This is a genomic window from Pseudomonas fragariae (ex Marin et al. 2024) (assembly GCF_059621105.1).
In genome coordinates this window covers 2,313,654-2,337,428 of record NZ_CM184369.1, presented here as the reverse complement: position 1 = coordinate 2,337,428, position 23,775 = coordinate 2,313,654, and the positions used below count along the sequence as shown (strand labels likewise).

Below are 23,775 nucleotides of genomic sequence, written 5' to 3'. Positions count from 1 at the left end.
CCGTTTCCGGCGTCGGGCTTTTTACCGGCTTTTTATCAGCGAGCTGCGCCCAGCTGACCTTTTTCGTCCGAGAAAACGATCTCGACACGCCTGTTTTGCGCGCGACCCCGCTCGGAGGTATTGGCATTCACAGGAAACTCCTGCCCATAGCCTTCGACATGGATACGTTTTTCATCGATGCCCAGGTCCATCAGCACGTCAGCGACGGCTTGTGCCCGGTCTTTCGACAGCTTCAGGTTCTCCTGACGATCGCCCGTGCTGTCGGTATAACCCTCGATGCGGACCACTCGGCGCGGGTTGATCTGCAGAAACTGCACAACCTTGAGGATGGTGCGACTGGCCGAGTTTTTCAGCTCGGCATGTCCGGCGTCGAACAGCACATCGCCCAGGGTCATGACCAGCCCGCGGTCGGTTTCGGTGGTGGCCAGGCTGAGAATCTGATCCTCCAGCCAACGGCCCTGCTGCTGGGCGCTGGCCAGCTTGGCTTCACGCAGTGCCAGCTGCATACGCTGACGCTCCATGTCCATTTTCGCCAGACGCTCCTGGCTCAACATCAGATTGCTGTGCTCACGCGCGATCTCGCTGTAGCGGCTGCTGAGGTAGGCGTAGTGAGCGACATCGGCACCGCTTCCCAGATAACTGGACAGACGCTCGGCGCGGGCCAGTGATTCACCCGCGCGAATGACATCCTTGGGCGCACTGCGCAGCACATCGGTATCTTCCTTGACCTTCTGGAAGTCGGCACTGGCCTGCTGCAAGGCCTGGCCACTGTCCTTGTGACCGGCACAACCGTATAGGCCAGCCGCCCCCAGCAACAGACACACACTCAGGACACGAGGAATACGCTTCATTGCGCCTCCCCCAGCTGCTTGCGCAAGCGATTGAGGCGGGTATTCAACTGATTGATCTGCTCCTGGCTCTTGAGGGTCAGCACTCGCGCCTCGGCCAGGCGCGCATCAAGCTCGGCCTGCTCGGCTTTCATGCGCGCGTCCTTGTAGGCGTGGCTTGCCATGGAGGCGCGGGCTTCGGCGAATCCGGCCTGAGCGACTTCCATCTCGGGTTGATCGTCACTGGCGCCGACCGCCTTGGCCTGCTCCAGCGCCTGCTCGGTCAGTTTGAACTGCTCGGTTGGTACCGGATCACTGGCGCAGCCGGCCAGCGTGGCGATTGCCATGACGGCAATTGAAAAACGAATACTCACAAAAACATCCCTACTTGTTGGGTGCGCTGGCGCTGGCAGGCTGCAGCAGTTGGGCTTTCCACAATGCCAGGTTGTGCCTGATGACATCGCCCGCAAGGCCAGAGGCGGCCGATTCTGTCATCTTTTTCGCCAGCTGTCCGCGCAACCATGGTTCATTGCAGGCCGAGTTGAACGACAAGGCCAGGTAAAAACCCGGTGTATCGACCGGTAACGGCTGCGCTGTCAGGTCTGTGGAAAGACCTAGCGTCTGCACCATAACCATACCGGCATAACGCCCGGCAAGCACGTAATCCACCTCACCCAAGGCCAGCTTCTGAAAGGCAGGCGTGAGTGCAGGCAGGCGCTCCAGAGTCAGATTCTGTCTGGCCAGCGCATCAAAGGAAGGCGTCAAACGGGTCTTTTCCGACATGGCGCCGGGATGGCCCTGCAGCTCGCTGACGGCATTGAACGGCACGCTGTGATCGTGACGCGTCCAGACCATGATCTCGTTCTGCACGATCGGCGGATGAATGTAATCCAGCGCTTCGAGTTGTGCGGCATTCAACGGTGCGTCAGCCAGCAGGTCCATGCGCCCGGTGCGCACTTCTTCGAGTGCCTGACTGCGCTTGCCGCCATACAGAAACTCGACCTTGATACCCAGCTCGCCCGCTGCCTGCGTCAGCAGATCGGCATTGGCGCCCATCAGGTGCCGCGGGTCCTGGGGATCACGCCACAGATAAGGCGGCGCGTCCGGGCTGCCGGTCACGATCAGACGCTCGCACTTGCCTGCGGCGGATGCCAGTGTCGGCAGCGTGATCAGCCCGAAGAGAAGCGAAGACAGCAGCCGGGAATGCACCATGAGAAGTCCTTTCGATACTCAATAAAAAACCCGTTCGATCCGGGCAGGCGCACCGTAAACCGCCGGTGCGCGAACCCCGAATCGAACGGGTTCTCTTTATAGTGCAAGCGCGTGGCTTAAACCAGCTTCTCCAGCTCGGGGATGGCTTCGAACAAGTCAGCCACCAGACCGTAATCGGCGACCTGGAAGATTGGCGCCTCTTCATCCTTGTTGATCGCAACGATCACCTTGGAATCCTTCATACCGGCCAGATGCTGAATCGCACCGGAAATACCGACCGCGATATACAACTGAGGCGCAACGATCTTGCCGGTCTGACCGACCTGCATGTCGTTAGGTACGAAACCGGCGTCGACCGCAGCGCGGGAAGCACCCACTGCCGCACCGAGCTTGTCGGCCAGCGTGTACAGGTGCCTGAAGTTGTCGCCGTTCTGCATGCCGCGACCACCGGAAACGACGATCTTCGCTGCTGTCAGCTCCGGACGATCGGATTTCGCCAGTTCTTCACCCACAAAGCTGGACTTGCCCGCATCGTGAGCAGCCGAAACCGCTTCAACAGCGGCCGAGCCACCCTCTGCAGCCACCGGGTCGAAGCCGGTGGCACGTACGGTGATGACCTTGACCGCAGCCGTCGACTGCACGGTGGCGATGGCGTTACCGGCGTAGATCGGACGGGTGAAGGTGTCGGCGGACACCACCGAAACGATCTCGGAGATCTGGTCGACATCCAGCTGCGCAGCGACACGCGGCAGGATGTTCTTGCCATTGGACGTTGCCGCAGCCAGAACATGGCTATGGCCCGCAGCCAGCTCTACAACCAGGGGAGCGATGTTTTCAGGCAGTTGGTGCGCGTAGGCTTCGTGGTCAGCCACCAGGACCTTCGTCACACCGGCAATTTTGGCGGCGGCGTCGGCAACGGCGCTCACGCCGGAACCGGCCACCAGCAAATGAATGTCACCGCCGATCTTCTGGGCAGCAGCAAGGGTGTTGAGCGTAGCCGGGGCTACGGTCGCGTTGTCGTGTTCAGCGATAACCAGGATCGTCATTTAGATTACCTTCGCTTCGTTTTTCAGTTTCTCGACCAGTTCAGCCACCGACTTGACCTTGATGCCGGCGCTGCGTGCAGCCGGCGCTTCGACCTTGAGGGTCTTGTTGGTCGAGGCCGTGGAAACGCCCAGTGCATCCGGGGTCAGCACTTCAAGCGGCTTTTTCTTGGCCTTCATGATGTTGGGCAGCGAAGCGTAGCGTGGCTCGTTCAGACGCAGGTCCGTGGTCACGATGGCTGGCAGGCTCAGGGAAACGGTTTGCAGGCCGCCGTCGATTTCACGGGTCACGGCAACCTTGTCACCGGTCACTTCAACCCTGGATGCGAACGTACCCTGCGGGTAGCCGCTCAACGCAGCCAGCATCTGGCCGGTCTGGTTGTTATCACTGTCGATGGCCTGCTTGCCAAGGATCACCAGCTGCGGCTGCTCCTTGTCGACCACGGCCTTGAGCAGCTTGGCCACGGCCAGAGAAGTCAGCTCTTCGGCGGACTCGACCAGTACGGCGCGGTCGGCACCCAGTGCCAGGGCGGTACGCAGTTGTTCCTGAGCGGTGGTCGGGCCGATGGTGACGACGACGATTTCGGTGGCTACACCCTTCTCTTTAAGACGAACCGCCTCTTCAACGGCGATTTCGCAGAACGGGTTCATGGACATTTTGACGTTGGCAAGATCGACGCCGGAGTTGTCCGCCTTGACGCGAACCTTGACGTTGTAGTCGACCACTCGTTTGACAGCTACAAGAACCTTCATGGATTCCTCACTCTCCGGTGAAAAGAAGTCGCCCGGCGGCACCAGGCGATCGATATGTGTCCTCAACAAGCAATCGTTATGCGTGCAGGCCATTCGGACGGCTTTAAAAAGCCCTATAAAAGCCGGGAGTCACCCGTCAAGCAGCGGCTGGGTGTGTAAAATGCGCCGTGCGACGTTGACCTGTTGCCTGCAGCGCGTCTGCCTGATGCCTTTTCAGAGATTGCCCGCAATCCGGGAACCTCGTTTCAGCCTACGGCAAACGCAAAACCGCCCGTATATTGACCGCAACGCCTTTTCCGGTCAATACGCCAAATCGGCCAGTTCCGAGTCTGGTGTCTTTGATTTATCTGGCCTGCGGCCGATTCAAACAAACGTTTGTATTGGACCCGCGCAGTGGTGTAGATATAATGCGAACCATTAAAAGACGGGGCGGTTCAATACCTCCATGCGTCGGCCTGCAGCGACTAAAAAAGCAGTGCCCATAAAAACACCGTGAGCCTTGAGAGTAGGAGATAGCCTGTGGAACGCGAATACATGGAATTCGACGTCGTTATCGTCGGAGCCGGCCCGTCCGGGCTTTCTGCCGCTTGCCGCCTTAAACAGAAGGCCGCTGAAGCTGGCCAGGAAATCAGCGTCTGCGTGGTGGAAAAAGGCTCCGAAGTCGGTGCGCACATCCTCTCCGGTGCCGTGTTCGAGCCCCGCGCGCTGAATGAACTGTTCCCCAACTGGCAGGAACTGGGCGCCCCGCTCAACACGCCGGTCAAGCGCGACGACATCTATATGCTGCGCGATGCCGAAAAAGCCCAGAAAATACCGGACTTTTTCGTCCCCAAGACCATGCACAACCATGGCAACTACATCATCTCGCTGGGCAACCTGTGCCGCTGGCTGGCTCAGCAGGCTGAAAACCTCGGTGTCGAAATCTATCCGGGCTTTGCCGCCCAGGAAGCGCTGTTCGACGAGAACGGTGTGGTACGCGGCATCGTCACCGGCGATCTGGGTGTCGACCGCGAAGGCAATCCGAAGGAAGGCCTGTACACCCCCGGCATGGAACTGCGCGCCAAGTACACGCTGTTCGCCGAAGGCTGCCGTGGTCACATCGGCAAGCAGCTGCTCAAGCGCTTCAACCTCGACGACGAAGCCGACGTGCAGCATTACGCTATCGGCCTCAAGGAAATCTGGGAAGTCGACTCGGCAAAACATGAACAGGGGCTGGTGGTTCACACCGCAGGCTGGCCGCTGACCGATGACAATCCGGGCGGCTCGTTCCTCTACCACCTGGAAAACAATCAGGTAGTGGTCGGTCTGATCGTCGACCTGTCCTACAGCAATCCGTACCTCTCGCCGTTCGACGAATTCCAGCGCTACAAGCATCACCCGGTCATCAAGCAATACCTGGAAGGCGGCAAGCGCATCAGCTACGGCGCCCGCGCGATCACCAAGGGCGGCCTGAACTCCCTGCCAAAAATGGTCTTCCCCGGTGGCGCGCTGATCGGCTGCGATCTGGGCACGCTGAACTTCGCCAAGATCAAGGGCAGCCACACGGCGATGAAGTCCGGCATGCTGGCTGCCGATTCGGTGGCCGACGCGCTGCTGGCCGGCAAGGAAGGCGGCGACGTGCTGACCTCCTACGTGGATGCCTTCAAGGCCAGCTGGCTGCATGAAGAGCTGTTCGCCAGCCGCAACTTTGGCGTGGCGATCCACAAATACGGCGCGATCAAGGGCGGCGCATTCAACTTCATCGATCAGAACATTTTCGGTGGCAAGCTGCCGTTCACGCTGCACGACACCAAGCCGGACTACGCCTGCCTGAAGCTCGCAGCCGACTCGAAGAAGATCGATTACCCAAAACCCGACGGCAAGCTCAGCTTCGACAAGCTCAGTTCAGTATTCCTCTCCAGCACCAACCATGAAGAGGAACAACCCTGCCACCTGAAACTGACCGATCCGAGCATCCCGATCAGCAAGAACCTGCCGCTGTATGACGAGCCGGCTCAGCGTTATTGCCCGGCTGGCGTGTATGAAGTCATCACCAAGGAAGACGGCGAGAAACGCTTCCAGATCAACGCGCAGAACTGCGTGCACTGCAAGACCTGCGACATCAAGGACCCGTCGCAGAACATTACCTGGGTGGCACCGGAAGGCGCTGGCGGCCCGACCTACCCGAATATGTGAGGTGAAGCAGCTGCAAGTTGTAAGCTACAAGCTACAAGCTACAAGCTACAAGCTACAAGCTACAAGCTACAAGCTACAAGCTACAAGCTACAAGCTTTGATCTTGAAGCTTGCAGCTTGAAGCTTGCAGCTTGAAGCTTGCAGCTAACCCCGACATCCCTCTTCGCCCGGTCTGCGCTCAAAGTAACGTTTGTATTCGCGACTGAACTGCGACGCGCTTTGATAGCCGACCTTTAGCGCGACCTGCGCCACACCCAGGCCCTCGGCCACCAGCAGTTGCTGAGCCTTGAGCAGGCGCAGGCGCTTGAGGTACTGCACCGGCGACAACAGCGTGCTGCGCTTGAAATGTTCATGAAAGGTCGACGTGCTCATGTTCGCGCAACTGGCCAGCGTGTCGACGTTCAGCGCGTGGTCATAATGCTCATGCAGATAGGTCACGGCCGAGGCAATTCGCGCAAACTGCCCCTGCTGTTCGACCAGTGCACGCAACACCCCGGACTGCGGTCCACGCAGCGCGGTGTACAGCACCTCGCGAATCCGTGCCTGGCCCATGGCCTGGCACTCCAGCGGATCATGCAGGCAACGCAGCAGACGCTCGACACTGTCACGCATGGTGTTGTCGATGCGCACCGAGGTCATGGATTCCGGTGTCTGCACCTGACTCTCGTGTCCAGTGACCGGGCCCATCGCCTGCACCAGCTCACCGAGCAATACCCGGTCGATGGCCACTGAAACACCGTAAAGCGGCTTTTCCGGATTGGCAAAGGTTTCGCACTTGAACGGCACAGAGAGCGCCTGAATCAGGTAATGCCCGGTGCCGTATTCGAACGTACGCGGCCCCAGGCACGCGACCTTGCTGCCCTGCACCACGATCATCAGGCTCGGCTCGTAGATCTGCGGGCTGCTGGCGACATAACCAAACGCCGAAAGCACGCGGACCTCCGGCAACGACGTAGCGACAAACCCCGGGCGCACCGCCAGCGGCTGGATCAGGGAAACAAGGGTGGCATTGCCATCCGGCATAACAGGTAAAGTCATGGGCACAGCCTGACAGAGAAACAGACAGCCGTATCATCGCAGATTTGCGCCTCAGCGCCGACCCTGAAATATCAGGCCGGAGGAATAGGCATGAAACACGGAGGATTCACCATAGCCGCGAAGGGCCCGTATCAGGACAATGGTTCGCCTCTCTTCCGTCACACCTTGCGAGGTCAAACATGTACACAGCTATCGGTTACGCCGCACAGTCAGCTACCGCTCCCCTCGCCCCGATGACCTTCGAACGTCGCGCTCTGCGTGCCGACGACGTTGCCATCGAAATCCTTTATTGCGGCGTCTGCCACTCCGATATTCACCAGGCACGCAACGAATGGGGCATTGCCGTCTACCCGCTGATGCCGGGCCACGAAATTGTCGGTCGCGTCACTGCCACCGGCAGCAGTGCAACCCAATACCAGGTCGGTGACATGGTCGGTGTCGGCTGCATGGTCGATTCGTGCCGCGAATGCTCGGCCTGCAAGTCGGACCTCGAGCAGTACTGCCTGGAAGGCCCGACCATGACTTACGCCACGCCAGATCGTGTGGACGGCAGCAACACCATGGGCGGTTACTCGAACAGCATCGTGGTCGCCGAGCACTTCGTCGTGCGCGTCCCGGAAAAACTCGATCCGGCCGCTGCTGCGCCGATTCTCTGCGCAGGCATCACCACCTATTCGCCGCTCAAGCACTACGGCGTCAAGGCGGGCGACAAGGTCGGCATTCTGGGCATGGGCGGCCTGGGCCACATGGGCATCAAGTTCGCCAAGGCCATGGGCGCTGAAGTGACCCTGTTCACCCGCTCCGCCGCCAAGGCTCAGGAAGCACATCGTCAAGGCGCCGATCATGTGATCGTGTCCACCGATGCCGAACAGATGAAGGCTGCTGCCGGGCACTTCGACTTCCTGCTCGACACCATTCCGGTGCAGCACGACCTGAACCCCTACCTGGAAACCCTGCGTTTCGACGGCGCCCACATTCTGGTCGGCCTGATCGAGCCGATCGAGCCACCAGTACACGCAGCCAATCTGGTAATGAGCCGTCGCGTCCTGGCCGGTTCGTTGATCGGCGGTATCGCGGAAACTCAGGAAGTGCTGGATTTCTGCGCCGAGAACGACATCACCTGCGACATCGAAATGCTCGATATCCGCAACATCAACGAAGCCTACGAGCGCATGCTGGCCGGTGACGTGAAGTACCGCTTCGTGATCGACATGGCCACGCTGAAGGCCTGATCGACTGCCGATCAGCCGCCGAGATCGGCCGAGAGTTCCGCCGCGATGGTTTTGATCAGCGGAGCCAGCTCGGCCATCTTCTCCAGCGGCATGTAGGGCACGGTACTGGCGACACTGATGCCGGCAACGATCTGTTTGCTGGCATCACGTACCGGCGCTGCGACACAACGGATCGACGGTTCGTTGTCCTCCAGATCGAATGCATACCCTCCTTGTACATACTCCTCCCGCCGCGCCTTCAACTGCTCCCAGGTTTGCTGCTCATGAGCAGGCCATAGCGGATTTCTGCCTGTGCTCGGCATGCTGATTTCATACAGCCGTTGCCACTCGGACTGAGCACTGTCCAGCAGCAGTGCCTTGCCGATACCGGTGCGCACCAGCGGCATCCGATGCCCGACCCGCGAACGCATTTCCGGACCATTGCGACCGGGATTCTTGTGCAGATAGAGCACGTCATCCCCTTCCCGCACCGCCAGATGCACGGTATCGCCGGTCAGCTCCGACAAGCGATCCAGATACGGCCGGGCCAGCATCGCCAGGGGCACTTCTTCACGCGCCTGAAACCCCAGCTCGATCAATTTCGGCCCAAGCAGATAGCCCACCTGAGGAACGACCCTCAGGTAACGCTCCTCGACCAGGCAACTGGCCAGACGGTGCGTGGTACTGCGCGTGGTGCCGATCAGCCGGGCGATCTCCTTGAGGTCCCGTGCGCCACCGGCAACCGCCTGCACCACCCCCAGCCCGCGCAGCAAGGTCTGGGTCCCGGTGGGTACGGATTCCTTGCCGATAGTCTTTTCAGGGGTGATCGAATCGTTATGCATGAAAAACCTTGCTCGGATCAAAAGGGTTCGGATCGAAAACGGGCGGCATTATCACCGCCAGTGTCCAGACGCGTCGACATCAGAGCTCGATACGCTCCACCTTCCCTACCAGCAGGATGTAAGACAGCGCGCCCAGCAGTGCCAGGACCGATATGTAGGTAATGGCAGGCGCAAACGAGTCTCCCGACGCCAGAAAGCCAATCACGATCGGGGTGGCGATGGCAGAGAGGTTGCCGATGAAGTTGAACGTGCCACCGGTCAGGCCCAGCAGGCGCGCTGGCGCCAGGGTCGAGACCAGCGACCAGGTGATCGACGCCAGACCGTTGCCGAAGAACGCCAGCGCCAGAAAGGTGATCACCAGCGGCGTGGAGTCGACGAAGTTGGCACCGATGATCGAGGTCGAGATCAGCAGCCCGGCAATGATCGGCAACTTGCGTGCAAAGCCTACGCTATGCCCGCGGCGGATCAGCCAGTCGGAGAAGAAGCCCGAGCACAGCACACCGACAAACGCGGCGAGGAACGGCAACGACGCCAGCAGGCCCGATTTGATGAAGTCCATGCCCCGGTATTTCACCAGGTAGGTCGGGAACCAGGTCAGGAAAAACCACAGCGTGGAGTTCAGGCAGAATTGCCCCAGGTAGATGCCCCACAGCTTGCGCTTGCTCAACACAATACCCAGGTCCAGCCAGCTGAACGCCTGCTTCTGTTTTTCGACGTCCTTCTGGATGTCCACCAGCCCGCCACCCTCCTGGATCAGCTCGATTTCCTGCTGATTGACGCCCTTGAAATCACGTGGCTCGCGATACACCGTGTACCAGATCAACGCCCACAGCACGCCGACTCCACCGGTAGCGACAAACACCATGTGCCAGCCGTAGTGCGCCTGCAGCCAGGCCAGCACCGGGGTCAGAAACGCCAGACCGACGAACTGTCCGGAGGTGTAGACGCCGATGGCGGTAGCCCGCTCGCGCTCGGGAAACCAGGTGGTGACCACGCGGCTGTTGATCGGATAAGCAGGCGCTTCCAGCGCACCAACCGCCATGCGCAGTACGAACAGGGCGATGAAGCTGGCGGCGAAGCCGAGCATGATGGTCGCGATGGACCACAGCAACAGGGCTGCGGTGTAGAGAATGCGCGGCGGCACGCGGTCCACCAGCCAGCCCCCGGGCAGCTGCATGGCGGCGTAGGTCCAGCCGAACGCGGAAAAGATCAGCCCGACATGCACCGGGTCAAGGCCCAGTTCGGAGGTCAGCGCTGGTGCGGCGATCGACAGGTTGCTGCGGTCCAGGTAGTTGATCACTACGGTGATGAACAGCAGCACCATGATAAAGAAACGCTTGCGGGACGGCGTCACCAGGGATGCCGCACCCTCCAGAGTTCGAGTGCGCATGGAATGTAGCCTCTTGTTGGATTTATTGAGGTCTGTATTTCGATATAACCGAGCTGAAGGCACGCCGATTCTCGTTCCCACGCAGAGCGCTCATCGTTATACGCAAGTGCGCTTTTGATTCTGGCCGAAGGCCGTAGGAGCGAACTTGTTCGCGAAGACAATTGTTCAAACGAAACATTTTCAGAGAACATGTCGGCCTTTTCGCGAACAAGTTCGCTCCCACGCCCTGCGGGCAGAAGCCTGAACGCCCATTTTCCAGGCTCTTCAGGACTTATGTATGGCAATGAGCGCAGAGCGCCGAAAAGATGGCTAGCGGATTTGCTGTTCTACCACTCGGCAAAACTGCCATCCGCATGACGCCAGATCGGGTTGCGCCAGCGGTGGCCGATGGCGGCGCGTTCGATGACGTACTCTTCGTTAATTTCGATGCCCAGGCCGGGGCCGTTGGGGATCTTGACCATGCCTTTGTCGTAGTCGAAGACTTCCGGGTGTTTGACGTAATCGAGCAGGTCGTTGCTTTCGTTGTAGTGGATACCCAGGCTCTGCTCCTGGATGAAGGCGTTGTAGCAAACCGCGTCCAGTTGCAGGCACGCCGCCAGCGCGATAGGCCCCAGCGGGCAGTGCAACGCCAGTGCGACGTCGTAGGCTTCAGCCATGTTGGCGATCTTGCGGGTTTCGGTAATGCCACCGGCGTGCGAGGCATCCGGCTGGATGATGTCGACGTAGCCTTCGCTCAATACGCGCTTGAAGTCCCAGCGCGAGAACAGCCGCTCGCCCAGCGCAATCGGCGTACTGGTCAGCGGCGCCAGTTCCTTCAGTGCTTCATAGTTCTCGCTGAGCACCGGCTCTTCGATGAACATCAGCTTGTACGGGTCCAGCTCTTTCATCAGCACCTTGGCCATCGGCTTGTGGACCCGGCCGTGGAAATCGACACCAATGCCGACATTCGGCCCCACCGCATCACGCACGGCGGCCACGTTGGCCAGCGCCAGGTCGACCTTGTCGAAGGTGTCGAGAAACTGCAGCTCTTCGGTGCCATTCATTTTCACCGCGGTAAAACCGCGCTCCACCGCTTCCTTGGCGGCGCGCGCCGTGTCGGCGGGCCGATCACCGCCAATCCACGAGTAGACGCGAATTTTGTCACGCACCTGACCGCCGAGCAGGTCGCTGACCGACACACCCAGCGCCTTGCCCTTGATGTCCCACAACGCCTGATCGATGCCGGCCAGCGCACTCATGTGGATCGCGCCGCCGCGGTAGAAGCCGCCGCGATACAGCACGGTCCAGATGTCTTCGATGTTGCGCGGGTCTTTGCCGATCAGGTAATCGGACAGCTCTTCCACGGCAGCGGCGACGGTATGCGCGCGGCCTTCGACCACTGGCTCGCCCCAGCCGACAACGCCCTCGTCGGTCTCGACCTTGAGGAAGCACCAGCGCGGCGGAACGATGAACGTGGTGAGTTTGGTGATTTTCATGGGTGCGGTTTCTCTTGTTGATTCTTTTATTGGATAGCGGCTACTGCACGGCGGCATCTGCTGCGCCGGTCAGTCTGCAAGCGCTGCGCTGTGCTGCTTCCAGGCCGCCACATAGGCCTGGGCACGCTCGGTGACGTCTGCGACGCTCATGCCAGGTTTGAACAGCCCGGAGCCCAGACCAAACCCCTTCACACCGGCGTCGAGAAATACCTTCATGTTGTCCGGCGAGATACCACCGACCGGCAGCAGAATCGTGCCCTTGGGCAAGACCGCCAGCCACGCCTTGACCACCGCCGGCGACATCTGCTCGGCAGGAAACAGCTTGAGCACATCGGCGCCTTCGGCCAGTGCCGCAAAGGCTTCGGTCGGCGTCGCGACGCCTGGCGACAGGAATAGCCCGGCCGCCTTGGCCGCACGCAGCACCTTGGCGTCGCTGTGCGGCATGACGATCACTTGCCCGCCGGCGTCCTTGACCTGAGTCACCTGCTCAGGGGTGAGCACGGTGCCAGCACCGATCAGGCAATCGGCAGGCAACTGCTGTCGCAACAGGCGGATGCTGTCGAACGGTTGCGGAGAGTTGAGCGGCACTTCGATGACCCGAAAACCCGCTTCGTACAGCGCATCGCCCATGGCAGGCGCTTCTTCGGGACGCAAGCCGCGCAGAATCGCGACCAGACCATTTTCTTTCAATGCTTGCTTGAGCATGTCAAACCTCTCGAATGTGTTGGGACGAGCGGCGCGCGATCAGGCCGGCCTGCACGGCGACCTGCCAGAGGCCGCGCTCGGTCGCCTGCTCGGCCAATGTCACCCCGGGAAAGCCACAAACGGCCAGCCCGCGTGCATAGCGCGTGCACAGCGAATCGCTGCCGATGAGGATCACCGCAGGCAATTGTTCGTGGTTGTGCAGATGCAGCCTGGCGATGGCGCCCAGTTCATGGCCAATCAACAGGCCGGAAAGATAGTCAGGTTGCGCGCTGGCACTCAATTGCCCGGTCAGGCCGAGCGTTCGCGTGCTGAAAATAGTCGACAGTGGCCCGGCGGAGCCCGCGTCGGACAGGGCAATCGACAAGCCGCGGTCAAAGGCCTGCTCATCGAACGCCTCGGCAGGCTGCATGGTGCGCCCGAGAATGGTGTGGGCGCAGAGCGCGGCGTAAACCTCACCGGTCATGAAGGTATCGAAGTGAACGATGCGACCGCGCTCTACCTGCACCCATTTGGAGTGGCTGCCCGGCAGACCGATCAGCAGCGGCTGGCTGCCCTGCCCGTCTTCGAGCCCTGCCAGCACACCCAGCACCTGGGTTTCTTCGCCACGCATGACGTTGGGCAGGGTCGAGCGCTGCAGGACGCCGGGGATGATGTGCACCGTCACGCCGCGCACGCTGCGTACCGTCTGCAACGCTGCGCTCAGCTCGTTGACGCTGGCCGGCGTTTCCCGATAAGCCGCCTCGCGCCAGCCCTGCGCGCTGCCGACCATGCCGCAGGCAATCACCTGCAGATCCGGCTGGGCATCGAGCCAGTCGCCGCACGCCTGGTCGAAGGCCAGTTCGAAACCGTCACTGCAGAACTGCCCCGCGATCAGCCGCGGGGTGGTTGGCAACTGCATGATGCCCGCGCTCAACGCGCGCTGTTCCAGTACCTGGCCATGTTCGCCAAGTCGATAAGCACGAAGTGAGGTTGTCCCCCAATCGAGCGCGATCAATTGCGCCTGCATTGCGTCACCTGTTGTTTTTTTGGAAGTGAGTGCAGGACGACTATAAACCCGTTGTTACACTTATCTCAATATGTAAATTTCAATCCCATATATAGGGACAAAGGGCGATCAACCAAAAGTATCAGCCATTAAAAAACCCGCTTCCCTTTCAGGAAGCGGGTTGGCTGTGAAACCGAAGCCTCAACGCTCCAGCAGGATTCTCAGCATGCGACGCAGCGGCTCCGCAGCGCCCCACAACAGCTGGTCACCCACGGTGAAAGCGCCCAGGTACTGCGAACCCATGTTGAGTTTGCGCAGACGCCCTACCGGAATGCTCATGGTGCCGGTCACGGCGGTCGGGCTCAGCTCGTGCATGCTGGCTTCGCGGTTGTTCGGCACCAGCTTGACCCACGGGTTGTGCTGGCTGATCAAGCCTTCGATGTCCGCAATCGGCACATCCTTGTTCAGCTTGATGGTCAGCGCCTGGCTATGGCAGCGCATGGCGCCGATGCGCACGCAGATGCCGTCCACCGGGATCGGGCTCTTGAAGCGACCGAGGATCTTGTTGGTCTCGGCCTGGCCTTTCCACTCTTCGCGGCTCTGGCCGTTTGGCAGGGCCTTGTCGATCCACGGGATCAGGCTGCCCGCCAGCGGTACGCCGAAGTTCTCGGTAGGGAACGACTCGCTGCGCATGGCTTCAGCCACCTTGCGGTCGATGTCCAGAATGGCGCTGGCCGGGTTGGCCAGATCATCGGCCACCGAAGCATGCACCGCGCCCATCTGCCTGATCAGCTCACGCATGTTCTGCGCGCCGGCGCCGGAGGCCGCCTGATAGGTCATGACGTTCATCCACTCGACCAGACCGGCATCGAACAGGCCGCCCAGCCCCATCAGCATCAGGCTGACGGTGCAGTTGCCACCGATATAGTTCTTGGTGCCCGCGTCCAGTTGCTGGTCGATGACCTTGCGGTTCACCGGGTCAAGCACGATGACCGCATCATCCTGCATGCGCAGGCTGGACGCCGCATCGATCCAGTAACCCTGCCAGCCCGCTTCGCGCAGCTTGGGGAACACCTCATTGGTGTAGTCGCCACCCTGGCAGGTCAGCACCACGTCCAGGGTTTTCAGCTCGTCGATGCTGTAGGCATCTTTCAGGGGCGCAACATCCTTGCCCACCGAAGGCGCCTGGCCACCGACATTGGAAGTAGTGAAGAACACCGGCTCAATGAGATCGAAGTCCTGCTCTTCCCGCATCCGCTGCATGAGCACGGAACCGACCATGCCACGCCAACCGATCAGACCTACACGTTTCATCGCAACTACACCTTGAATAAAAGTGGGACCGCCGCTCTGCGCGTACACAGCAGGCGGCGGGCCAGAGAGATTACAGATTCCGCAGCGCGGCGACTACCGCATCGCCCATTTCCTGCGTACCGACTTTGACTTTGCCTTCCGACCAGATGTCGCCGGTGCGGATACCCTGATCCAGAACCAGGCTGACAGCCTTTTCGATGGCGTCGGCCGCATCGGTCAGATTGAAGCTGTAACGCAGCATCATCGACACCGAGAGAATGGTCGCCAACGGGTTGGCGATGCCTTTGCCGGCGATGTCCGGCGCCGAACCGTGACATGGCTCGTACATGCCCTTGTTGGCCGTGTCCAGCGAGGCCGACGGCAGCATGCCGATGGAACCGGTGAGCATCGACGCCTGATCGGAGAGAATGTCGCCGAACAGGTTGTCGGTCACGATTACATCGAACTGCTTGGGTGCACGCACCAGTTGCATGGCAGCGTTGTCGACGTACATGTGGCTCAGTTCGACTTCAGGGTAATCCCTGGCGACCTGCTCGACGATTTCGCGCCACAGCTGGCTGGACGCCAGCACGTTGGCCTTGTCCACCGAGCAGAGCTTCTTGCCACGCACCATGGCCATGTCGAAACCGACCTTGGCAATGCGGCGGATCTCGCTTTCGCTGTACGGCAGCGTGTCATAGGCCTGACGCTCGCCATTATCCAGCACCCGCGTGCCGCGTGGCGCGCCGAAATAGATGCCACCGGTCAGCTCGCGAACGATCAGGATGTCCAGACCCGCGACGATTTCCGGCTTCAGGCTCGACGCGTCGGCCAGTTGCGGATAAAGGATCGCCGGACGCAGGTTGCCGAACAGGCCCAGTTGCGAACGGATTTTCAGCAGACCGCGCTCAGGACGGATGTCGCGCTCGATGGTGTCCCATTTCGGGCCGCCGACGGCGCCGAGCAGCACGGCATCGGCCGCACGGGCACGCTCCAGGGTTTCATCGGCCAGCGGCACGCCGTGCTTGTCGATGGCCGCGCCGCCGATCACGTCGTGGGTCAATTCAAAGCCCAGTTGATACTTTTCGTTGGCCAGCTCCAGCACCTTGACCGCTTCGGTCATGATTTCCGGACCAATACCGTCGCCTGGGAGAATCAGAATCTGCTTGCTCATAACATCCTCGATTTTGTGCATCGGCGTCTTTGACAACGCCTGCTTGAAACGCTCAATACCACAGAAAATTTAGCGTCCGGCCAAAACACTTTTGCCAGCAAGGCGCAATTACACCTTACTGGCAAACATGCATCCGCTGTCGATCGATCAATCGATCAGTCGCGGAACAACCACGGCTGGCTGGCGCGGTGCCTGCTCTCGAAACCGGCGATGGCCTCGGCGTCCATCAGCGTCAGGCCGATGTCGTCCAGACCATTGAGCAGGCAATGCTTGCGGAACGCATCGATTTCAAAGCTCAGGACCTTGCCATCCGGACGGGTCACGGTCTGCGCCTGCAGATCGATACTCAACTGATAACCGGGCGAAGCTTCCACCTGCCTGAACAGTTGATCAACGTCTTCCTCGGACAGGATGATCGGCAACAAGCCGTTCTTGAAGCTGTTATTGAAGAAGATGTCCGCGTAGCTCGGCGCAATGATTGCGCAGAAACCGTACTCTTCCAGTGCCCACGGCGCGTGTTCGCGGCTGGAACCGCAACCGAAGTTCTCCCGGGCCAACAGCACGCTGGCACCCTGATACCGCTCATGATTGAGCACGAAGTCAGGATTCAGCGGGCGCTTGGAGTTGTCCTGATACGGCTGGCCGACATCCAGATAACGCCATTCATCGAACAGGTTCGGGCCAAAACCCGTGCGCTTGATCGACTTGAGAAACTGCTTGGGAATGATCTGGTCAGTGTCGACGTTGGCACGATCCAGAGGAGCGACCAGGCCATGGTGCTGGGTAAAGGCTTTCATACGGGACTCCTCAGTGCTGGATCAGGTCGCGAACATCGATGAAACGGCCATTCACCGCAGCGGCAGCCGCCATCGCCGGGCTCACCAGATGCGTGCGGCCACCGGCCCCCTGACGACCTTCGAAGTTACGGTTGGACGTCGACGCGCAGTGCTCGCCGGAACCCAGGCGGTCCGGGTTCATCGCCAGGCACATGGAGCAGCCCGGTTCACGCCATTCGAAGCCGGCTTCGATGAACACCTTGTCCAGCCCTTCCTTCTCGGCCTGCTCCTTGATCAGCCCCGAACCCGGCACCACGATGGCCTGCTTGATGGTTGAAGCCACCTTGCGGCCCTTGGCGACATCCGCAGCAGCACGCAAATCTTCGATGCGCGAGTTGGTGCAGGAACCGATGAATACCCGGTCCAGTTGAATATCGGTAATCGGCTGATTGGCTTTCAGGCCCATGTACTTGAGCGCACGCTCGATGGAGCCGCGCTTGACCAGATCCGGCTCTTGCGCAGGGTCCGGCACGTTCTGATCGACCGCGAGGACCATTTCCGGCGAGGTGCCCCAGCTGACCTGCGGCTTGATCTGTGCGGCATCCAGCCTGACCACGGTATCGAACACAGCGTCCGGGTCGGACACCAGGTCCTTCCAGGCTTCGACAGCGAGGTCCCACTCCGCGCCCTTGGGTGCGAACGGACGGCCTTTGACGTACTCGACGGTCTTCTCGTCGGTGGCCACCATGCCGACCCGGGCACCCGCTTCGATGGACATGTTGCAGATGGTCATGCGCCCTTCGATCGACAGGTCGCGAATCGCGCTGCCGGCGAACTCGATGGCGTAACCGTTACCGCCTGCGGTGCCGATCTTGCCGATCACCGCCAGTACGATGTCCTTGGCCGTCACGCCGAACGGCAATTGCCCCTCGACCGACACCAGCATGTTCTTCATTTTCTTGGCGACCAGGCACTGGGTGGCGAGCACGTGCTCGACCTCGGAAGTGCCGATACCGTGGGCCAGCGCACCGAACGCGCCGTGGGTAGAGGTGTGCGAGTCGCCGCAGACCACGCTCATGCCTGGCAGGGTTGCGCCCTGCTCCGGGCCGATTACATGGACGATGCCCTGGCGCGGGTCATTCATCTTGAATTCGGTGATGCCGTACTCGTCGCAGTTGTCGTCGAGGGTCTGCACCTGCAAGCGCGACACCTGATCCTCGATGGCACCGATGCCACCCTTGCGTTCGGCGGTGGTCGGCACGTTATGGTCAGGCGTGGCGATGATCGAGTCGATCCGCCACGGCTTGCGCTTCGCCAGCCGCAGACCTTCGAACGCCTGCGGCGAGGTCACTTCATGGATGATATGACGGTCAATGTAGATCAGCGCCGAACCGTCGTCGCGCTGTTTGACCAAATGCGAATCCCAGAGCTTGTCGTAGAGCGTTTTCCCGGCCATCGGACGTACTTCCTCATCAGCTTGTTTCTATGCCTTGGGCAATCGTGGCGATGACCCTTTGGCTTGTGCGGTCATCCTATGGAATATGCTTAAATAACTCAAATTCATAATTTTCATACTTTGGATAACCAACTGGAATCTGACCATGGACCTGGCCAACCTCAATGCCTTCATCGCCATTGCCGAGACCGGCAGTTTCTCCGGGGCAGGCGAACGCCTTTACCTGACCCAACCGGCCATCAGCAAGCGCATCGCCGGTCTGGAGCAGCAACTCAACGTGCGCCTGTTCGATCGCCTGGGCCGCGAAGTCAGTCTGACCGAGGCCGGACGCGCCCTGCTGCCACGCGCCTACCAGATTCTCAACGTGCTGGATGACACCCGCCGGGCACTGACCAACCTGACCGGGGAAGTCACCGGGCGGCTGACTCTGGCGACCAGCCATCACATCGGCCTGCACCGTTTGCCGCCGATATTACGGGCCTTTACCCGCACTTACCCGAAGGTTGCACTGGACATTCAGTTCCTGGATTCGGAAATCGCTTATGAAGAAATTCTTCACGGGCGCGCCGAGTTGGCAGTCATTACACTGGCGCCCGAGCCGCATGCACTGATCCGCGCCGTGCCCGTATGGGACGATCCGCTGGATTTCGTCGCTGCACCCGAGCACCCGCTGGCCAACAGCGGCCCGATGAAGCTGGAGGATATTGTGCGCTATCCGGCGGTATTTCCCGGCGGTAACACGTTTACCCATCACATTGTCAGCGGCTTGTGCGAGGCCCAGGGCCTCAAGCCCAACATCGCCATGAGCACCAACTATATGGAGACCATCAAAATGATGGTTTCCATAGGCCTGGCCTGGAGCGTTCTGCCGCGCACCATGCTCGACGAGCAGGTGGCGCGCATTCCGCTGCCGGGCGTACAGCTCAATCGCCAGCTAGGCTACATCCTGCACACCGAACGCACGCTATCGAATGCGGCACGGGCATTCATGAAACTGCTCGATGCGCAGACACAGTGAATAGAGGCTGCAGGCCGCAGACAGATCGCTCTGGCGGCTCCATCGATCAAAGGCTCGGATAACATGCCCAACCCACCGGATAACGCCGCGCCGAAAACCACCGTACAGACGGCCTCTGCCAGGCTGTCGCTGAAAGACGCAGAGCGGGCCCTGCAGGAAACCCGTGATCGCCTGGAGCTGGCACTGGACCTGGCGCAAATGGGCACCTGGGATCTGGATATCGTCCGCAACCGGCTGCAGGCTTCGGCACGCGCGGCGCTGTTGCACGGCATGCCGGCACGGACCTTCGATGAGTCTGGCGGGCAGTTCTTCGGCAGCCTGCCCGCCGAAGAACGCCGTCGCATGCGTGCAATCTACGCTGCGGCACTCGAAACCGGGCAGGACTGCCTGCAAGTCACCTACCGGTTTCAATTGAAGAACGGCACGTCACGCCTGCTTGAAGGCCGCGCGCGGATTTATCGGGATGAACAGGGCCAGCCCGTCAGGCTGTCCGGCACCCTGATGGACATTACCCAACAGTGCGCTCAGGTCGCCCTGGAGGCCAGCGAGGAAAAATTTGCCAAGGCGTTTCATTCAAGCCCCGACTCGATCACCATCACCGAAATCGACTCGGGCCGCTACGTCGAGGTCAACGATGGCTTCAGCCGCCTGACCGGTTTCAGCGCCCACGAAGTGCTTGGCCGTACAGCGCATGAAGTCGGCATCTGGACCGACACCTTGCAGCGCGAACACATGCTTGAAGAACTGCGCCAGAAAGGCCGCGTGCATCACCGCGAAATGGACGGTCGGGACAAGCATGGCGCGCCGCTGGTGCTGGATATATCGGTCGAGTTCATCACCCTGAACAACACCGCTTGCCTGCTGATGAACGCCCGCGACATCGGCGCGCTTAAAAATGCCCAGGCGCAGATTCAGCACCTGGCTTATCACGATCCGCTGACCGGGCTGCCCAATCGCGCACTGCTGCTCGACCGCCTGAGCCAGCAGGTGTCGCTGCTTCAGCACCAGAACCTGCGCGGCGCCCTGCTGTTTCTCGATCTGGACCATTTCAAGCACATCAATGACTCGCTCGGCCATCCGGTGGGCGACAGCGTTCTGAGCATCATCGCCGCGCGCCTGGAAGCCAGCGTGCGCCAGGAAGACACCGTGGCGCGCTTGGGCGGCGACGAATTCGTGGTATTGATCTGCGGCCTGGAAGGCTCGCAGGACGAGGTCACCCGACAAGTGCGGGAGCTGGCCGACAACCTGCGCAACCTGCTGGCCGAGCCGATGTTTCTCGACGGCCATCGCCTGCAGGTCACCCCGAGCATCGGCGTGGTGCTGATTCCGGATGATGGCCTGACCCCGGCCGATCTGCTCAAGCGCGCCGATATCGCTCTATATCGGGCCAAGGATTGCGGGCGTAACGCTTCACAGTTTTTCCATGTGTCCATGCAACAGGCCGTCAGCCAGCGTCTGCGCCTGGAAAATGACTTGCGCCTGGCCCTGACCCGCAACGAATTTCACCTGCACTTCCAGGCCCAGGTCGACTGTCGCAACGAATACATCACCGGCGCCGAGGCCCTGCTGCGCTGGCAACACCCGGAATACGGCTTGCTGGCGCCCGATCAGTTCGTGCAGATACTTGAAGAAAGCGGGATGATTCTGGAGGTCGGCAGCCATATTCTGAACGAAGCCTGCAAAACCGGTGGCCTGCTGTTAAGGCAGGGGCTGATCCCGGAGAACAGATTCCTGATGGGCGTCAATATCAGCCCGCGACAGTTTCTCCAACACGATTTCATCGAGCGCGTGGAGCGCAGCCTGACGCTGCACCAGTTGCCGGCGTCCATGCTCAAGCTGGAAATCACCGAAGGTATCGTCATCCAGAATCTGGACGACACCATTCTCAAGATGCTCAGCCTCAAGGCGCTGGGCGTCAGCTTTGCGATGGATGATTTCGGCACCGGCTATTCGTCCCTGACCTATCTCAAGCGCTTGCCGGTGGATACGCTGAAGATCGACCAGTCCTTCGTCCAGGACGCCACCAACGACCCCAACGACGCAGAAATCATCCGCGCCATCGTCGCCATGGCGCAGAGCCTCAACCTGAACGTGATCGCGGAAGGCGTGGAAACCTCGGAGCAGTTGGCATTTCTGGAAAAAGTCGGCTGCTACACCTATCAAGGCTATCTGTTCAGCGAACCGCTGCCAGGCCCGCAGTTCGAGTCCTTGCTGGAGCTCAAACGGCCTGCGCAGCAAACCGCACATCAGGACTGAAAAAAAGGAAGGCGCCCTGAGGCGCCTTCCCTGTTACGTGCCGCTGACTCAACATCACCTGACGGATCAGTTTTCCAGCGCTTTCTGGCTATTGAGCGGAATGCGTTTCGGTTTCGCTTCTTCCGGCACGTTGCGCACCAGGTCAATGTTCAGCAGGCCGTGAGACAGATCGGCCCCTTTGACCTCGATATTGTCCGCCAGCCTGAACGACAGCTTGAATTCACGCCGGGCAATACCCTGATGCAGATACGTCACGTTTTCGGCTTCTTGCTCGCGCTTGTTGCCGATCACGGTCAGCACACCTTTTTCAACCTGCAACTCGAGATCCTGCTCTTGCATGCCTGCTGCAGCGATCACGATTCGATAATGGTCATCGGTGTGCCGCTCGACGTTGTAGGGCGGATAGCCGCTGGTTGTCTCATTTCGCGCCGCCGACTCGAAGAGGTCGTTGAAGCGGTCGAATCCCACTGAGTTGCGAAACAGTGGAGCCAGAGAAAATGCAGTAGCCATAACAATTCTCCTGTTTATCAGCGAGTGGTTTAAGCGACCCGTTTTCGGCATCGCCTGATCACCAAAATAGGGACAGCCTTTCGCTTTTCAAGAGACTTTTTTCAGGATTTTCTTGACCGTTCGTCGGGATCAGCTTCTGGGTAAGCAATCGGGCGCGCAGCCCAGTAATACGCTGATGCGATCGCAGTCGGTCTCGCGGCGCAACGCATTGAACATCAGGGTCGCCTCGGGGTAGCTTTTGGTCAGCAGCACCAGCCACTGCTTGAGCCGACCCGGTGCCTGAATCAGCGTCATCTTCACCAGACAGTCCTGCCAGAAGACCCGCAGCATCGGCTGCAACGCGTCCCAGGTCATTGGCACGACCTCTTCGCCCTTCTGCGCCGCAGCAATCTGCCGGGCCAGATCAGGACGCGCCACCAGACCGCGACCGATCATGATGTCCCGCGCGCCACAGATTTCGCGGCATCGCCGCCAGTCATCAACGGTCCAGATTTCCCCGTTGGCAACTACCGGGACCTTGACCACTTCCTGGATGCGCGCGATCCACTCCCAGTGCGCCGGCGGCTTGTAGCCGTCGACCTTGGTGCGCGCATGCACGACGATTTGCTCGGCCCCGCCGTCAGCCAACGCTCTGGCGCAATCCAGCGCCAGGTCGGTGTTTTCGTAGCCCAAACGCATCTTGGCGGTGACCGGTATGTCTTTGGGCACAGCACGGCGCACCTGGCTGACAATGGTGTGCAGCAGTTCCGGCTCCTTGAGCAGAACTGCGCCACCACGGGAACGGTTGACGGTCTTGGCCGGGCAACCGAAGTTGAGGTCCAGTACGGGCGCGCCCAGCTCGCAGGCGAACGCGGCATTCTCGGCCAGACACACCGGATCGGAGCCCAACAGCTGGAGCCGTAAAGGCGTACCGGCGTCAGTCTTCGCGCCGTTATGAAACTCCGAAGCGTACTTGTAGAAGTAGTGCGCCGGCATCAAACGCTCGGACACCCGGATGAATTCGGTCACGCACCAGTCGATGCCGCCGACTTTCGTCAGCACATTACGCAGGATGTCGTCGACCAACCCCTCCATGGGCGCCAGAGCAATTTGCATGGGTCACACTCGAAAAAAAGTCCGCCAGTTTACTGCCCGACGTGCGGATTGGGAACGGCGCTGTCAGAGATGGCTGCGCCATAGCCCTCGATGAACTCGGCAGGCATGCGCTTGGGTCGCCCACTGGACAGTTCGATGCAGACAAAGGTGGTTTGCGCGCGTAATAGCGTCAGGTTGTCGGCAGGACGCTTGAGCTGAAAGCAGCGGGTCATTTTCAGGCGGCGGTCCCAGTCGACGATCCAGGTCGCCAATTGCAGTTCGTCGTTCTCGTAGGCGCTGGCCAGGTAATCGATCTCATGCCTGACCACCGCCATGGCCCGATCCAGTTGCCGGTATTCGGTGAGGTCCAGCCCGAGAAACTGCGAATGACGCCAGGCACAGCGCTCCAGCCAGGACACATAGACGGCGTTATTGGCGTGCCCCAGCCCGTCGATGTCTTCGGCGGCGACATTCAGATCGATGACAAACGGCGTTGCCCGGTCCCAGACCATGCGTGCTCCTGCTTGAGTAGATGTGATTGGCGGGAGTGTAGCGGGTCATGG

At 60.4% G+C, this 23,775-nt stretch carries 22 protein-coding genes; 4 read left to right on the top strand and 18 right to left on the bottom strand.

Going from position 1 to position 23,775, the window contains the following annotated elements; translation table 11 throughout:
* Nucleotides 1–35: 35 nt before the first annotated feature.
* From AC54XV_RS10315 to AC54XV_RS10295, 5 genes are all read right to left on the bottom strand, one after another.
* Complete coding sequence (locus AC54XV_RS10315) at nt 36–851, bottom strand: OmpA family protein (protein ID WP_024660987.1); 816 nt, start codon at nt 849–851, stop codon at nt 36–38.
* Entirely contained in the window at nt 848–1,201 is a 354-nt protein-coding gene (locus tag AC54XV_RS10310) for a DUF4398 domain-containing protein (RefSeq protein WP_003409835.1), read from the bottom strand. The genes AC54XV_RS10315 and AC54XV_RS10310 overlap by 4 nt, the downstream gene beginning before the upstream one ends.
* Nucleotides 1,202–1,211: 10 nt before the next feature.
* On the bottom strand, nt 1,212–2,039 hold the full coding sequence (locus AC54XV_RS10305) for a substrate-binding periplasmic protein (RefSeq protein WP_011267373.1): 828 nt from the start codon (nt 2,037–2,039) through the stop codon (nt 1,212–1,214).
* A gap of 116 nt (nt 2,040–2,155) precedes the next feature.
* The gene (locus AC54XV_RS10300; protein ID WP_003366683.1) at nt 2,156–3,085 is read right to left on the bottom strand and encodes an electron transfer flavoprotein subunit alpha/FixB family protein; all 930 of its coding nucleotides are present in this window, start codon (nt 3,083–3,085) and stop codon (nt 2,156–2,158) included.
* Nucleotides 3,086–3,835, bottom strand: a complete 750-nt coding sequence (locus AC54XV_RS10295; RefSeq protein ID WP_003406168.1) for an electron transfer flavoprotein subunit beta/FixA family protein — start codon at nt 3,833–3,835, stop codon at nt 3,086–3,088. It lies immediately after the preceding gene.
* A gap of 519 nt (nt 3,836–4,354) precedes the next feature.
* On the opposite strand from AC54XV_RS10295, the gene AC54XV_RS10290 reads away from it, so the two are divergent.
* Entirely contained in the window at nt 4,355–6,010 is a 1,656-nt protein-coding gene (locus AC54XV_RS10290; RefSeq protein ID WP_058398552.1) for an electron transfer flavoprotein-ubiquinone oxidoreductase, read from the top strand.
* Between the two features lie 143 nt (nt 6,011–6,153).
* Here AC54XV_RS10290 and AC54XV_RS10285 read toward each other — a convergent pair whose 3' ends face one another.
* Nucleotides 6,154–7,047 (bottom strand): AraC family transcriptional regulator, encoded by an 894-nt coding sequence (locus AC54XV_RS10285; RefSeq protein WP_058398551.1) that lies wholly within the window; start codon nt 7,045–7,047, stop codon nt 6,154–6,156.
* A 179-nt stretch (nt 7,048–7,226) separates the two neighbouring features.
* On the opposite strand from AC54XV_RS10285, the gene AC54XV_RS10280 reads away from it, so the two are divergent.
* Nucleotides 7,227–8,279: an NAD(P)-dependent alcohol dehydrogenase gene (locus AC54XV_RS10280; protein WP_003406175.1), complete on the top strand. Its 1,053-nt coding sequence runs from the start codon at nt 7,227–7,229 to the stop codon at nt 8,277–8,279.
* Nucleotides 8,280–8,290: 11 nt separating this feature from the next.
* On the opposite strand, the gene AC54XV_RS10275 is transcribed toward AC54XV_RS10280, so the two are convergent.
* The 9 genes from AC54XV_RS10275 to leuC form a co-directional block, all read right to left on the bottom strand.
* Nucleotides 8,291–9,100, bottom strand: coding sequence for an IclR family transcriptional regulator (locus AC54XV_RS10275; protein WP_058398550.1), 810 nt, complete (start codon nt 9,098–9,100; stop codon nt 8,291–8,293).
* Between the two features lie 79 nt (nt 9,101–9,179).
* Nucleotides 9,180–10,490 (bottom strand): MFS transporter, encoded by a 1,311-nt coding sequence (locus AC54XV_RS10270; protein ID WP_003366669.1) that lies wholly within the window; start codon nt 10,488–10,490, stop codon nt 9,180–9,182.
* Between the two features lie 326 nt (nt 10,491–10,816).
* Nucleotides 10,817–11,965, bottom strand: a complete 1,149-nt coding sequence (gene dgoD / locus AC54XV_RS10265; RefSeq protein WP_003394509.1) for a galactonate dehydratase — start codon at nt 11,963–11,965, stop codon at nt 10,817–10,819.
* A 69-nt stretch (nt 11,966–12,034) separates the two neighbouring features.
* Entirely contained in the window at nt 12,035–12,670 is a 636-nt protein-coding gene (locus AC54XV_RS10260) for a 2-dehydro-3-deoxy-6-phosphogalactonate aldolase (protein ID WP_011267366.1), read from the bottom strand.
* Nucleotide 12,671: 1 nt separating this feature from the next.
* Nucleotides 12,672–13,676, bottom strand: coding sequence for a 2-dehydro-3-deoxygalactonokinase (locus AC54XV_RS10255; RefSeq protein WP_011267365.1), 1,005 nt, complete (start codon nt 13,674–13,676; stop codon nt 12,672–12,674).
* Nucleotides 13,677–13,856: 180 nt separating this feature from the next.
* Nucleotides 13,857–14,969, bottom strand: coding sequence for an aspartate-semialdehyde dehydrogenase (gene asd / locus AC54XV_RS10250; protein WP_002552957.1), 1,113 nt, complete (start codon nt 14,967–14,969; stop codon nt 13,857–13,859).
* A 70-nt stretch (nt 14,970–15,039) separates the two neighbouring features.
* Complete coding sequence (gene leuB / locus AC54XV_RS10245) at nt 15,040–16,122, bottom strand: 3-isopropylmalate dehydrogenase (protein ID WP_003406186.1); 1,083 nt, start codon at nt 16,120–16,122, stop codon at nt 15,040–15,042.
* Between the two features lie 155 nt (nt 16,123–16,277).
* Nucleotides 16,278–16,919 carry a 3-isopropylmalate dehydratase small subunit gene (leuD, locus tag AC54XV_RS10240; RefSeq protein WP_003406188.1) on the bottom strand — a complete coding sequence of 214 codons (642 nt, stop codon included), beginning with the start codon at nt 16,917–16,919 and terminating at the stop codon, nt 16,278–16,280.
* 10 nt (nt 16,920–16,929) lie between these two features.
* Nucleotides 16,930–18,354 carry a 3-isopropylmalate dehydratase large subunit gene (leuC, locus tag AC54XV_RS10235; protein WP_024640845.1) on the bottom strand — a complete coding sequence of 475 codons (1,425 nt, stop codon included), beginning with the start codon at nt 18,352–18,354 and terminating at the stop codon, nt 16,930–16,932.
* Nucleotides 18,355–18,499: 145 nt separating this feature from the next.
* Here leuC and AC54XV_RS10230 point away from each other — a divergent pair, with 145 nt between their 5' ends.
* Nucleotides 18,500–19,372: a LysR family transcriptional regulator gene (locus AC54XV_RS10230; RefSeq protein ID WP_003345646.1), complete on the top strand. Its 873-nt coding sequence runs from the start codon at nt 18,500–18,502 to the stop codon at nt 19,370–19,372.
* Between the two features lie 63 nt (nt 19,373–19,435).
* A complete protein-coding gene (locus tag AC54XV_RS10225) occupies nt 19,436–21,628 on the top strand; it encodes a putative bifunctional diguanylate cyclase/phosphodiesterase (protein WP_058398549.1) in 2,193 nt (730 codons plus the stop codon).
* Nucleotides 21,629–21,694: 66 nt separating this feature from the next.
* Here AC54XV_RS10225 and AC54XV_RS10220 read toward each other — a convergent pair whose 3' ends face one another.
* The 3 genes from AC54XV_RS10220 to AC54XV_RS10210 all read right to left on the bottom strand — a co-directional run bounded on the left by AC54XV_RS10220 (nt 21,695) and on the right by AC54XV_RS10210 (nt 23,724).
* Nucleotides 21,695–22,138, bottom strand: coding sequence for an Hsp20 family protein (locus AC54XV_RS10220; RefSeq protein WP_003316521.1), 444 nt, complete (start codon nt 22,136–22,138; stop codon nt 21,695–21,697).
* 129 nt (nt 22,139–22,267) lie between these two features.
* A complete protein-coding gene (locus AC54XV_RS10215; RefSeq protein WP_024651874.1) occupies nt 22,268–23,233 on the bottom strand; it encodes a tRNA dihydrouridine synthase in 966 nt (321 codons plus the stop codon).
* Between the two features lie 29 nt (nt 23,234–23,262).
* Nucleotides 23,263–23,724 (bottom strand): acyl-CoA thioesterase, encoded by a 462-nt coding sequence (locus tag AC54XV_RS10210; protein WP_032654042.1) that lies wholly within the window; start codon nt 23,722–23,724, stop codon nt 23,263–23,265.
* Between the last annotated feature and the right edge of the window lie 51 nt (nt 23,725–23,775).

What these genes read in the sequence shown, in the direction of transcription:
- AC54XV_RS10215 (WP_024651874.1), bottom strand. Translation starts at nt 23,233, where the DNA reads ATGCAAATTGCTCTGGCGCCCATGGAGGGGTTGGTCGACGACATCCTG.
- asd (WP_002552957.1), bottom strand. Translation starts at nt 14,969, where the DNA reads ATGAAACGTGTAGGTCTGATCGGTTGGCGTGGCATGGTCGGTTCCGTG.
- AC54XV_RS10220 (WP_003316521.1), bottom strand. Translation starts at nt 22,138, where the DNA reads ATGGCTACTGCATTTTCTCTGGCTCCACTGTTTCGCAACTCAGTGGGA.
- AC54XV_RS10315 (WP_024660987.1), bottom strand. Translation starts at nt 851, where the DNA reads ATGAAGCGTATTCCTCGTGTCCTGAGTGTGTGTCTGTTGCTGGGGGCG.
- AC54XV_RS10300 (WP_003366683.1), bottom strand. Translation starts at nt 3,085, where the DNA reads ATGACGATCCTGGTTATCGCTGAACACGACAACGCGACCGTAGCCCCG.
- leuD (WP_003406188.1), bottom strand. Translation starts at nt 16,919, where the DNA reads ATGAAAGCCTTTACCCAGCACCATGGCCTGGTCGCTCCTCTGGATCGT.
- leuC (WP_024640845.1), bottom strand. Translation starts at nt 18,354, where the DNA reads ATGGCCGGGAAAACGCTCTACGACAAGCTCTGGGATTCGCATTTGGTC.
- AC54XV_RS10305 (WP_011267373.1), bottom strand. Translation starts at nt 2,039, where the DNA reads ATGGTGCATTCCCGGCTGCTGTCTTCGCTTCTCTTCGGGCTGATCACG.
- AC54XV_RS10255 (WP_011267365.1), bottom strand. Translation starts at nt 13,676, where the DNA reads ATGCAGGCGCAATTGATCGCGCTCGATTGGGGGACAACCTCACTTCGT.
- AC54XV_RS10230 (WP_003345646.1), top strand. Translation starts at nt 18,500, where the DNA reads ATGGACCTGGCCAACCTCAATGCCTTCATCGCCATTGCCGAGACCGGC.
- AC54XV_RS10260 (WP_011267366.1), bottom strand. Translation starts at nt 12,670, where the DNA reads ATGCTCAAGCAAGCATTGAAAGAAAATGGTCTGGTCGCGATTCTGCGC.
- AC54XV_RS10270 (WP_003366669.1), bottom strand. Translation starts at nt 10,490, where the DNA reads ATGCGCACTCGAACTCTGGAGGGTGCGGCATCCCTGGTGACGCCGTCC.
- AC54XV_RS10225 (WP_058398549.1), top strand. Translation starts at nt 19,436, where the DNA reads ATGCCCAACCCACCGGATAACGCCGCGCCGAAAACCACCGTACAGACG.
- dgoD (WP_003394509.1), bottom strand. Translation starts at nt 11,965, where the DNA reads ATGAAAATCACCAAACTCACCACGTTCATCGTTCCGCCGCGCTGGTGC.
- leuB (WP_003406186.1), bottom strand. Translation starts at nt 16,122, where the DNA reads ATGAGCAAGCAGATTCTGATTCTCCCAGGCGACGGTATTGGTCCGGAA.
- AC54XV_RS10285 (WP_058398551.1), bottom strand. Translation starts at nt 7,047, where the DNA reads ATGACTTTACCTGTTATGCCGGATGGCAATGCCACCCTTGTTTCCCTG.
- AC54XV_RS10280 (WP_003406175.1), top strand. Translation starts at nt 7,227, where the DNA reads ATGTACACAGCTATCGGTTACGCCGCACAGTCAGCTACCGCTCCCCTC.
- AC54XV_RS10275 (WP_058398550.1), bottom strand. Translation starts at nt 9,100, where the DNA reads ATGCATAACGATTCGATCACCCCTGAAAAGACTATCGGCAAGGAATCC.
- AC54XV_RS10210 (WP_032654042.1), bottom strand. Translation starts at nt 23,724, where the DNA reads ATGGTCTGGGACCGGGCAACGCCGTTTGTCATCGATCTGAATGTCGCC.
- AC54XV_RS10295 (WP_003406168.1), bottom strand. Translation starts at nt 3,835, where the DNA reads ATGAAGGTTCTTGTAGCTGTCAAACGAGTGGTCGACTACAACGTCAAG.